Source organism: Nocardia goodfellowii, from assembly GCF_017875645.1.
Classification (GTDB): domain Bacteria; phylum Actinomycetota; class Actinomycetes; order Mycobacteriales; family Mycobacteriaceae; genus Nocardia; species Nocardia goodfellowii.
On sequence record NZ_JAGGMR010000001.1, the window covers coordinates 7,652,248 to 7,663,270 of the forward strand.

Here is an 11,023-nt window from a genome sequence, read left to right on the forward strand (position 1 = left end):
ATTACCAACCCGCTCGTAGCGTCATTAGTCATGGCGACGATGACTCATGACAGAAATGTTCAGCGGTTGCGCACCGGGCTGATCATCGCGGTGGCCTCCGCGACGTCGTTCGGCCTGTCGGGCTCGCTGGCTCGCGGTTTGCTGGACGCGGGCTGGAGCGCCGCCGCCGCGGTCGCCGTCCGCGTGCTGGTGGCCGCCGCCGTCCTGCTGCCGATCGCGGTGGTTCAGCTGCGCGGCGACTGGCAGTTGCTGCGCCGCAACGCCGCGCTGATCACCGCCTATGGACTCCTCGCCGTCGCGGGCACGCAACTCGCGTATTTCAACGCCGTCCGGTACATGGAGGTCGGCGTGGCGTTGCTGATCGAATACACCGCGCCGATTCCGGTCGTCGCCTGGCTGTGGCTGCGGCACCGCGAACGCCCCGGTGCGGGCACGGTCGTGGGCGGACTGATCGGGCTCACCGGCCTGGTGCTCGTCATCGACCTGCGCTCGGGTCTGGCCGCCAGCTGGATCGGGATCGCCTGGGCGCTGGCCGCGATGATCGGCGCGGCAGCCTATTTCGTGCTCTCGGCGCACGGCGACGGCACCTTGCCCGGCACCGTCCTGGCCGCGGGCGGGCTGCTCGTCGGCGGGCTCGTCTTGCTGGTAGCGGGTGCGTTCGGCATCGTCCCCCTGCATTTCGGCACCGCTCCCGTGGTGTTCCGGGACTTCACGGTCAGCTGGTGGGTTCCGGTGCTCACCCTCGGTGTGGTCACCGCGGCTTTCGCCTATGTCTCCGGCATCGCCGCCACCCGCCTGCTCGGCTCCCGGCTGGCCTCCTTCGTCGCCCTCTTCGAAGTCCTTGCCGCCCTGAGCTTCGCCTGGCTGCTGCTCGGCGAGGCGCCGCGGCTGATCCAATTGCTCGGCGGCGCACTGATTCTCATCGGCGTCGTGGTGGTCCGCCGCGGTGAACTCGGCACGGCGGACCAGCGTGCGGCGCAGCCCGAGATCAGCGCTGCCGCAGCAGGAACCGCTGAACCTTCCCGCTAGGGGTCTTGGGCAGGCTGTCGACGAAGTGCACCGTGCGGGGATAGGCGTGGGCAGCGAACTTCGTCTTCACCAACTGCCGCAGTTCGGTTTCCAGCGCCGGCCCGGGTTCGGCCCCCTCCCGCAACACCACGAACGCTTCGATCACCTCACCGCGCAGTTCGTCCGGCATGCCGACGACCGCGGCTTCGATCACCGAATCATGCATCACGAGAACGCTTTCCACGTCGAACGGGCCGATCCGATAGCCCGCCATGATGATCACGTCGTCGTCGCGGGCGGAGAAGTAGAAGTGGCCGTCCTCGTCGACCATGCCCGCATCGCCGGTGAGGTACCAGCGGCCGTCGCCGGCGTAGCGGGACGCGGTCTTCTCGGGCGCGTCCACATAACCGGCGAACCACATCCCCGGGCTCCGCAGGGTGTCGACCACCACGCGACCCTGCTCCTTCGGGCCGAGCACGCGATCGGCGTCCTCGGCGAGAATCGCCATGGTGAAGCCGGGTAGCGGTTGCCCCATCGAGCCGGGCCGAGTCTCGGTGCGGACATCGTCCTGCCAGGCATTGGCGATGAGCATGCCGGTCTCGGTCTGGCCGTAGTGGTCGCGCACCGCCAGGCCCAGCGTCCCGACCGACCAGGCCGGGATGTCCGGGGTGAGCGGTTCACCCGCCGCGGACGCCCGGCGCAGCGTCAAACCGGTGGGGGCGGCGGCACTGTCGGCCCGCAGCGCGCGGTACACGGTGGGTGCGGCCGCGAAATTCGTGACGCCGAAGCGCTCCAGCACCTGCCAGGTCAGCGGGGCCGAGAAGCCGGAATGCACGAGCAGGCTGCGCATTCCGGTCACCAGCGGCGTCAGCAGGGCGTAATACAACCCGTACGCCCAGCCGGGGTCGGCGATGTTCCAGTACACGTCCTCGCGCCGGACATCGAGTCCGAACTCTTGGTAGAGCTGCAAACTGGCCAGTGCCCGCAACGGAACCGGCACGCCCTTGGGTGTGCCGGTGGTGCCGCTGGTGTACAGCTGGACGAGCAGACCGTCCGACCCCACCGCCACCGCCGCGCCCCGCGGGTCGTCGGCGGAGTACCGCGGCAGCAGGTCGCCGACCGTAAGCTCCCCCGCGGCCGTTCCCGCCACGATCACCCGCCACGCCGGATCCGCGGGCAAGTCCGCGCCGGGGGCCAGCTTGGGTAGCTGGTCGGCGTCGGCGACAACGACTTTCGCCGCACTCGAGGTCAGCCGGAAGGCGACCGCCGGTGCGGCGAACGCCGTGAACAGCGGCACATGCACCGCACCCCGCCGCCAGATACCCAGCAGCACGGTCACCAGATCGGCGGACTTACCCATCAGCACACCGACCCGGTCGCCCGGCTCGACACCGAGACCGGCCAGCGCCGCCGCGAATCGAGTGGACCGCTCACGCAGTTCACCGAACGTCAGATCCGTTGCGGTCAAATCAGTTTCGATGATGGTAAAGGCGACGGCGTCGGCCGGGTGCCGGTCACACAGCAGCTCGGCGGCGCACGCCTGCGGTGTGCCGTACTCCTCGAGCAGTTGCTGAACGCGGACGGCGGGGTCGGTCATGGTCTCTCTCCTGATCGAACGGGACGAGCGAATACGGTTACAGTGCCTTGTCTTTGGTCTCCACCAACGCCTTTGTGCAAAAGAAGCTCAGCAGCCCGATACCGGCCAGCAGCACGCCGATCGCGTTGCTGCCGTAGGCCGAGGCCAGCGGCGCGGCGATCAGCGGCGGAATGGCGCCACCAAGAATGCCGCCCAGGTTGTAGCCGAGCCCGGCTCCGGTGTAGCGGAAGCGGGTCTCGAACAGCTCCGGCAGCATCGCGCCGACCGGGCCGTAGGCGAGGCCGAAAATGCCCAGCGTGACCGCGATGCCGATCGCGAAGGCCACCGGCGATCGGGTGTCGAGCAGCGGGAACAACAGCAGCGCCCAGAAGACCGCCGCGCCCGAGGAGTACAGCACCACGCGGCGCCGGCCGATGCGGTCGGAATAGAGCGCCGAGACGACGATCGCCGCACCGAACACCAGCGCCGACGCGATGCCCACCGTCAGCACGAACGGACGGGTGAAGCCGAGCGTCTTGGTGCCGTAGCTGGCCAGGAACGCGGTACCCATGTAGAAGAAGCCGAACTGGATGGCCAGCGTGCCGCCGGTCAGCAGAATCTCCCGGGTCTGACAACGCAGCGCGTCCAGGAACGGCAGGCGGGTGGGCGCTGTCGCCGCGGCGGCATTCGCCCGGAAGACCGGCGTCTCCTCGATGGCCAGTCGCATGTAGAGCCCGATGCCGACCAGCACGATGGAGAACAGGAACGGGATCCGCCAGCCCCAGTCGAGGAACGCCTGGTTCGTATCGCCCAGCACCGCGCCGGTGACGAGGAAGGTCGCGCTGGACAACAGGAAAGCGAAGGCCGGGCCGACCTGCGGAAACATCGCGTAGAGACCTCGTTTGCCCGGTGGTGCGTACTCGGCGGTCAGCAGCGTGGCACCAGCCCATTCGCCGCCCACCGCGAACCCCTGTCCGAACCGCAACAGCACCAAGATGATCGGCGCCGCGACACCGAGGGTGCCGGCACCGGGCAGCAACCCGATCAGGAAGGTGGAGACACCCATCAGCAACAGGGTCGAGACGAGGGTCTTCTTGCGGCCCAGCCGGTCTCCGAAATGCCCGAACAGCATGGCCCCGACCGGGCGCGCGAAGAAGGCGACCGCGAAGGTCGCGAAGGAGGCGACGGTGCCCGCGGTCGATCCGAGTGCCGGGAAGAACACCTTCGGGAAGACCAGGGCGGCGGCGGTCCCGTAGATGAAGAAGTCGTAGAACTCGATGGTGGTGCCGATACAACTCGCGACAGCCACCCGGCGCACACTCGTGCCGGGTACGGTCACCGGTGCCTGGGGTGGCGACAGGCTTGTCATGTGGATCCTCTTCTCAACGTCCCCTGCGCCATCCGGTCGGGTGTGCAGGGTGAAAGGGACCATAGTGATGCGGATCACTCGGCGACTACCCCCGGAAGAGGGGAGCCGCCGACCGCTCCGCAAGGATTCGGCTACCCGCTAGGGCAGCAGCCGCAATCGGCGCGCTTGCACCACGGCTTCGTGCCGCGTTCCGGCTCCGAGTTTGCGCATAGCGCTGCGCAGATAACTCTTCACCGTGTCCATGCGGAGCGAAAGCCGCTCGGCCGCTTCGATATTGGAGCATCCGAGCGCCACCTGGGCCAAGACGTCCACTTCCCGCGGGGACAGCGACACCTCGGTGTCGGGGGCGTCGTCGCCGGAGACCAGCGCGGCGAGCCGTTCGGACAACGCGGCCAGCGCGGCCTGGAGCGCGAGGTCGCCGACCGTACCGGCGATCCCGCGTAGCTCGGCGTGGATACCGCGGATCCCCTCGACCCGAGCCGGATCGCTGGTGGCCGCCGCGACGGCCGCGGCGCGCGTCATCCGCAGCCGCCGGTCCACCTCGTCCCGGATCGCGAACTCCATCGCCAGCCGGGCCGCCGACCGGCTCACCACATCGGTGGCCCGATCGCCGACCGGTTCCGCCCGGCCCGCGGCGTACAGCACCGCCCGAGCCTGCCCGGCCACGAGCACCGGAACCGCCACCACCGACCGGATCCCCTCGCCGACCACGACGCGGTCGTAGTCGTGACTGATCGAGCGGGCGTTCGCGTAGTCCGCGACGCCGGCCGGACGTCCCAGCGCGACCACCCGGCCGCCCAGCCCGCTGGCCGGCGGCAACAGCAAGCCGTGCAACCCGCGCGTCCGAGTGCCGACGAACTCCGACAATTTCAGCACGTCCCCGGCCTGCACGACGCCGCCGAACACCACTGGAACCGCGAGTTCCCGCATGATCCGCCGCAGCTCGCCGCGCACCGCGTCGTCGTCGCGAGGGCGCAGCGAAGCCAGTGTTTCGGTCATCGGCGATCCCTTCGTCCAGCGGCCGCGGGCCTGACGGCGTAAGCGGATGCTAAGGGCATAACCGCACTGCCGTCCCGTTTTTCCGCGGAACGGGCGGCCGCGTCACCGTCCGCGTGCGCCGCTCGGGCAGCCGATTTCCCACCAGATCCGCCAGCAGGCGTGCAGCAGATGGGCCCGGACGGTGCCGGCGGAGGTGCGGTGCGCGCCGCGGGCGACGGTCGCGTCCATGAGCAGGTCCCGGACGTGGCCGTCGCGGGTATCGACGCCCTGCGGATCGGTGCCGGAGATGGCGAAGGGGACCGCGGGAATGTAGCCGATGCGTTCGGCGACGGGGGCGAGGGGTTCGGGATCGGGCAGGTCGGAATCGCGGCGATAGAGGACCTGGTCGTGATAGCAGCGATCATCTTCGATCTGCTTGCGCGCCAGCATGTCTCGCCAGCGGGCGCCGTCCAGGATCTCCGCCGTCGACAGAATGTCACCGACACCGTGATAGGGGGTGCGCAGGCCGTTGGAGACCGATAGGAGCTCGCGATGTTCCGGGTGCAGGCACCCGCCCAGATTTCGGTGCAGCAGGGCCAGTTCGTACTCGGTGGCGCCCGGGCGTAGCGGCGACGGCGTATCCGGGCGGCCGAGGGCGTGCAGTTCGGCGATCTTGGCGACGATCTCGGCCAGCGACGGCGGATGGGTGCGCAGATTGCGGCCCCACCACGGCTCGGAGTATTCGCCCAGGGTTGCCTGATCGGCCTCGGCGATCATGCTGTCGAGTTCGGCGCTGAAGAAGCTGTAGAGATCCGGGTAGGTCATCTCGGGCGGCAGCGGCACCGCCGAACCGGTTGCCAAACGGGTCGCTGAGCCGGCGAACAGGAAGATGTTTCCGGCATACCCGATGTCGTTCTCGACCACCAGCTGGTACTGCGCGGGGTCGTTGGGCGCGCCGACCTCCTCGGCCCACTCCTCGTCGTCGAACCAGATATCGGCCTGCATCAAGCCCGACGCCCAGCGCCCACCCGCGCCGATGTCCTCGGTACCGAGCAGTGAATAGGACAGATCGAAGTACTCCCACCCGTCGGCGACCGTCAGCAGTTCCCGGTATTGCGGATCCAGCCGCCGCCCCAGCCGTTGTTCGGCGGCGAGCAGACGCTCTTCGGTCGCTCCCGGATTCGGCCGGGTATCGGATTCGTACTCCCGGAACTCGACCAGCCGCCGCTTCTGCACCACCATGCGGCCGATCAGCTCCTGCCATGCCTCCCGTCCCACGGCCGCACCCATCCCACTCCTTCGCTGACAGTTTGCTACCAGGCGAGCCTAGTCAGCCACGCCGGTTCGGCCGTCCGGACGAATCGGCGTGTCGGACAACAAGTCCAGCCGCCGCCGGACGGCTCCCGGTGGGGCCGGGACCTGGGTACGGGAAAATGAACGCGTGACCACTGAGAATGCGCGGCCCGCTCCCCCGGTGACCAGCGCGTCGATCATCGTGCTGACGCTGGCACGGAAGGTGGAGACCGAACTCGCGGCAGCGCTGGCGCCCCTGGACCTCACCGTCGGCCGATTGGGCTTGCTCGGCCACATCTCCGGGATGCCGGGTGTGTCGTTCAGTGACCTGGCGCGAATGTCGGGCACGAGTGTGCAGAGTGCGCACAACGCGGTGAAGGCGCTGGTGAGCGCGGGACTGGTGCAGGATCTCACGGCGCGGGCCGGGTCGGCCTCGGCGATCGAACTCACGCCCAAGGGCAAGCGGCTGCTGACCGAAGCCCGGAAGGCGGTCTCGGAGGTGGACTCTCGGTTGTTCGGGCCGGACTCGGATCCGATCCTGCGCCAGGTCGGAGCCGCCATCCTCGCGGTGTTCGCCGAGTCGTGAGGTCTCTGTTCCACCGCTACCGGTGATTTCGGACACATCCTTCAATGTGGTTGAAGCTTCCGCTAGGCTTCAACCACATTGAAGGATGAAGGGAGCTCATCGGTGGAGCATGTGTTGCTGTCGATCCACGTGGTGGCGGGCATCGTGTTCGTGGGCGGCTCGGCGGTCGCGACCAGTCTGTTTCCGCGGTACGCGCCCGTCATCGGCGCGCCGCCCGAGTCCGAACGCAGCCTCGGCGTCGCCCGCGCCATGCATCGGATCACCGGCGGCTACGCGAAAATCGGCCTGATCGTGCCGCTCATCGGGATCGTCCTGGCCGCCGTCCAGGGCCGGATGGGAGAAATCTGGATCACCGTGGCCATGGTCCTGACCGCCGTGGCCGGCGGACTCGTCGCCGTGCAGATCTACCCGCTGCAACGTTCCGCGCTCGCCGAACCGGACGACGGCCGCCGCCTGCGCACCCTGTCCATGCTGGCCGGCATCTACAACCTGCTGTGGACGGCCGTCGTCGTCCTCATGATCGTCCGGCCCGGTTCCGCGGCCTGAGATCGAATTCCCGGAGGAGACAACGCATGTCCACCGCTCTCGAAACCCTGGTGCTGCCGTCCACGCCGCTCGCCGACAAGACCCATCGGCTGATGGTCGAAGCACTGGAACCGCACCTGGCCAATCACAGTATTCGCGGGTTCCTCTTCGCCCGGGCCCATGCCGAGGCCCAGGGGCTGCGGCCGGACCAGGACTACAACGCGGAGAACCTGTTCCTCATCTGCGCCCTGCACGACATCGGACTCGCCGAAGCAGCCGACGGCAACCAGCAATTCGAGATCGACGGCGCCGATTTCGCGGCTCGCTTCCTCGAAGACAACGGCGTCACCGACGAACGCGTCGACATCATCTGGGACGGGATCGCCGTGCATACGAACAACTTCACCGACTCACCGGTCTATCGGCGGCGCCGGCCCGCCGAGATCTGGCTGGCCACGCACGGCATCGGCATCGATATCGGGGGCGGTCCCGGCGATCTGCCACCGGGCTACGCCGATCTCGTCCATCGCGCCTACCCCCGGCTCGGCGGTACACCCGCGCTCACCCGGACGGTCGAGCTACAGGCTCTGGCCAATCCGTTGAAGGCCCCGCCGTGCACCCTGGCCGGGGAACTTGTGCACCAACGCCATCCGGAGCTGCCGTACGCGACGCTGGAGATGCTGTTCAGCCACAACGGCTGGGACGACTGAGCCGGAAGCGGACAAGATTACTCGTCGGCGGTGGCACCGACCTATCGCTGCGCCTCGACCCGTTCCTGCTCCTGGAAGCGCGGTAGCAGGAACGGCGTCAGCAGCAGAGCCGCTCCCGCGACGGCGATCCCGATACGCGAGCTGGTGAGTCCGGCCAGCAGCCCCCACAGCGCGGTCATGGCCGCGACGACGAGGTTGCTGCTGATCGACCACGCCGCCAACGTACGCGCGACCCGATCGGTCGGGGTCTGCTCCAGCCGATAGGTGGCGTACACCGGATTGAACACACCCATACAGGTGATCAAACCGAACTCGATGACGATGACCAGTGCCAGACCCGCGGCGCCCGGTCCGACGAAACACAGCCCCACCGGCCAGCACACCCGCAGCACCCCGGCTGTCATCAGCACCCGGCGCTGCCCGTACCGCGCGACCAGTGGCCGGGCCAGCCGCGCGCCCACCAAACCGCCCACACACGGCACACCGAACGCCAGCCCGTACTGCCAAGGGGCGAACCCGAGCTCACTCAGCATCAGTACCGCCATCAACGGCACTGCCGCCATGATGAGACCGCTGACCAGCGTCGTATTGAAGAACAAGGCCCGCAGCGTGGGATGCCGGAGTATGAAGCGCCATCCGGTCAGCAGCTCCCCGGCCCGCATCCGGGGTGCGGCACCGGCCCGCGGCTCCGGCTCGGTCCCGCCGATCGCCCGAATCCCCAACGCCGACAACAGATAACTGACCGCATCGGCGACCACCGTCACCACCGGCCCGAGGAAACCGATGGCCGCCGTCCCGAGCGGCGGCCCGAGCGCCGTCGCCGTCCACGTCGTCGACTCCAGCCGCCCGTTGGCGACCAGCAGATCCTCCGGCGGCACAAGCGTTTTCAAGTAGGCCCCGCTGGCCGCCCGATGCGCGATCCCCGCCGCCGCGACCACCGTCGACACCACCAGCAACTGCCAAAACCCAAGCCATCCAGCCACATACGCGACCGGCACACTCAGCAATGTCGCGCAACGCACCACATCCATGCCGATCAGCACCGGCCGTTTCCGCCGCACCTCCACCCAGGGCCCCAGCGGCACCGCCACCACGGCCCCCACCACCAGTCCCGCCGCCGCCAGCACCGACACCTGCCCGACCCCGGCCTGCAACACCAGAATCGCGATCAGCCCGAAAGCATCGAACGCCAACCGCGTCCCGAACGTGCTCACCGCATACGAAGCCCACAGCAACCCGAATCCGCGCCCGAGCGACCGTCTTTCCCGCACCTCCACCGCCGTCACCCGGAGATCAAAGCAAGCAACCGCCCACCCCGCCACCCCTTCTACGCTCTCCGCATGCTCGGCGAAACCGGTTTCCGCTGTTCCCGCTGCGGTGAAACCCACCGCTGTAATCGGGTGCGGAAGACCGCGGAAGCCCTCCCGCATCGGGATGCGCGGAGCTGACCGCATCCGGATCGCCGGGTTCGTCCCGTTCGATGGTTTCGCACCTAGACTGGGCGGCGTGAAAGTTCGACGGCTGATCGCCCTGTCCCTGTTCGCGCTGCTGACTCCGCTCGGTGCTGCCGCCTGCTCGTCGGAAGGGGCCGGGAGCAAGACCGAGTGTCAGCTCAACGGGTGCACCATCACCTTCGATCGGGGGGTGAACGCCAAGGCGTCGGTTCTCGGGATTGATGCGGAACTCGTTGCGGTGAACGGTAATACGGTCACCCTGAAGGTGGGCGGGCAGCAGGTCGACGTGCCGGTGGGCGAGAGCCAGCCCACTGACGGCTTCAATGTGGCGGTGCAGGAAGTCACCGCCGACAAGGTGGTCGTGAAGATCGCGACGGGCATCACGACCAACAACTAGCCCGGGCGGTTAGGTCGCGTGCGCGAGCAGGCCGTGTTCGGCGAGCGCCGAGAGGGTGCTGGAGCAGCCCGCGTCGATCCGCAGGTCGGCCAGGTCGTCGCCGCGGGTGCGGCCGCGGTTCACGATAATCACCGGATGGCCGAGCTTGGCGGCGTGGCGGACGAAGCGCAGACCCGACATGACGGTGAGGGACGAGCCGGCGACCAGTAGGGCGTCGGCGGCGTCGACCAGTTCGTAGGCAGCGACGACTCGTTCGCGGGGGACGTTCTCCCCGAAGTAGACGATGTCGGGTTTGAGCATGCCGCCGCAGTGGGCGCAGTCGACCATGCGGAAGGACGCGGTGTCCTCGACGATCGCGTCGGCGTCGGGGGCCACCTCGACGCCCGTTGCGGTGGCCGCGGTGACGAACCCGGGGTTCGCGGCTTCCAGCCGGTCGGCGAGGGTCATGCGGGAGATGAGCGCGTCACAGCCGAGGCAGCGGACGCGAGCGTAGGTGCCGTGCAGATCGAGGACGCGGCGGTGGCCGGCCTTGGTGTGCAGCAGGTCGACATTCTGGGTGATCAAGCCGCTGACCACGCCGAGCCGTTCCAGCCGGGCCAGGGCGCGGTGCCCGAGATTGGGCCGGGCGGCGTCCATCCGCCGCCAGCCGATGTGGTTGCGGGCCCAATAGCGCCGCCGGAACACCGGATCGCCGACGAACTGCTGGTATGTCATCGGGTTGCGCGGGGGCGACGACGGCCCGCGATAGTCGGGGATGCCGCTGTCGGTGGACAGACCGGCGCCGGTCAGCACGGCGACCCGGCGGCCGGATATCAGGTCGATCAGGGCCGCCAGATCCGTTTCGGACAGGCCCGGTGTCGAAAGGTCCGGCATGCGTTTCAGAGTACGGATCCGACGCGACCGCACGGCTACCGGATCGGGCGGCTCCGGAGCCCTATCGTGTGAGCGGATCGACGCCGCCGCCGGTTACCCCCGTCACGTGGTGGCGATCACATTTACCACGCACCCTGCGCAGCCCATGCTCAACCTGAAAGAACCATATTGCGCACTTTGCTCAATTTTTGACACGTCTCTTGTTCATTTCGCGCCACAACTACAGACTGAGGCCTACAAGTGCTCAACTAGGC

At 68.4% G+C, this 11,023-nt stretch carries 11 protein-coding genes; 5 read left to right on the plus strand and 6 right to left on the minus strand.

Annotated features, from left to right (window positions below):
* Positions 1-30 precede the first annotated feature (30 nt).
* Complete coding sequence (locus BJ987_RS35470; RefSeq protein ID WP_209897388.1) at positions 31-1,029, plus strand: EamA family transporter; 999 nt, start codon at positions 31-33, stop codon at positions 1,027-1,029.
* Here the strand turns inward: BJ987_RS35470 and BJ987_RS35475 are convergent.
* The 4 genes from BJ987_RS35475 to BJ987_RS35490 all read right to left on the minus strand — a co-directional run bounded on the left by BJ987_RS35475 (position 989) and on the right by BJ987_RS35490 (position 6,221).
* Entirely contained in the window at positions 989-2,605 is a 1,617-nt protein-coding gene (locus BJ987_RS35475) for an AMP-binding protein (RefSeq protein WP_209897389.1), read from the minus strand. The two genes, BJ987_RS35470 and BJ987_RS35475, sit on opposite strands and share 41 nt — an antisense overlap.
* 37 nt (positions 2,606-2,642) lie before the next feature.
* Complete coding sequence (locus tag BJ987_RS35480; protein ID WP_209897390.1) at positions 2,643-3,953, minus strand: MFS transporter; 1,311 nt, start codon at positions 3,951-3,953, stop codon at positions 2,643-2,645.
* A 138-nt stretch (positions 3,954-4,091) separates the two neighbouring features.
* Positions 4,092-4,952, minus strand: coding sequence for a helix-turn-helix transcriptional regulator (locus BJ987_RS35485; protein WP_209897391.1), 861 nt, complete (start codon positions 4,950-4,952; stop codon positions 4,092-4,094).
* Positions 4,953-5,054: 102 nt separating this feature from the next.
* Positions 5,055-6,221 (minus strand): SMI1/KNR4 family protein, encoded by a 1,167-nt coding sequence (locus BJ987_RS35490; RefSeq protein WP_209897392.1) that lies wholly within the window; start codon positions 6,219-6,221, stop codon positions 5,055-5,057.
* A 151-nt stretch (positions 6,222-6,372) separates the two neighbouring features.
* Between BJ987_RS35490 and BJ987_RS35495 the strand changes: the two genes are divergently transcribed.
* The 3 genes from BJ987_RS35495 (at position 6,373) to BJ987_RS35505 (ending at position 8,045) form a co-directional block, all read left to right on the plus strand.
* Positions 6,373-6,810, plus strand: coding sequence for a MarR family winged helix-turn-helix transcriptional regulator (locus tag BJ987_RS35495; RefSeq protein WP_209897393.1), 438 nt, complete (start codon positions 6,373-6,375; stop codon positions 6,808-6,810).
* A 102-nt stretch (positions 6,811-6,912) separates the two neighbouring features.
* Complete coding sequence (locus tag BJ987_RS35500; protein WP_209897394.1) at positions 6,913-7,356, plus strand: hypothetical protein; 444 nt, start codon at positions 6,913-6,915, stop codon at positions 7,354-7,356.
* Between the two features lie 26 nt (positions 7,357-7,382).
* Positions 7,383-8,045, plus strand: coding sequence for an HD domain-containing protein (locus BJ987_RS35505; protein WP_209897395.1), 663 nt, complete (start codon positions 7,383-7,385; stop codon positions 8,043-8,045).
* A gap of 41 nt (positions 8,046-8,086) precedes the next feature.
* Here BJ987_RS35505 and BJ987_RS35510 read toward each other — a convergent pair whose 3' ends face one another.
* Entirely contained in the window at positions 8,087-9,331 is a 1,245-nt protein-coding gene (locus tag BJ987_RS35510; RefSeq protein WP_307869855.1) for an MFS transporter, read from the minus strand.
* Positions 9,332-9,551: 220 nt separating this feature from the next.
* On the opposite strand from BJ987_RS35510, the gene BJ987_RS35515 reads away from it, so the two are divergent.
* Complete coding sequence (locus tag BJ987_RS35515; RefSeq protein WP_209897396.1) at positions 9,552-9,896, plus strand: hypothetical protein; 345 nt, start codon at positions 9,552-9,554, stop codon at positions 9,894-9,896.
* Between the two features lie 9 nt (positions 9,897-9,905).
* Here the strand turns inward: BJ987_RS35515 and BJ987_RS35520 are convergent, their stop codons facing one another.
* A complete protein-coding gene (locus tag BJ987_RS35520) occupies positions 9,906-10,769 on the minus strand; it encodes an NAD-dependent protein deacetylase (RefSeq protein ID WP_209897397.1) in 864 nt (287 codons plus the stop codon).
* Positions 10,770-11,023: the final 254 nt, after the last annotated feature.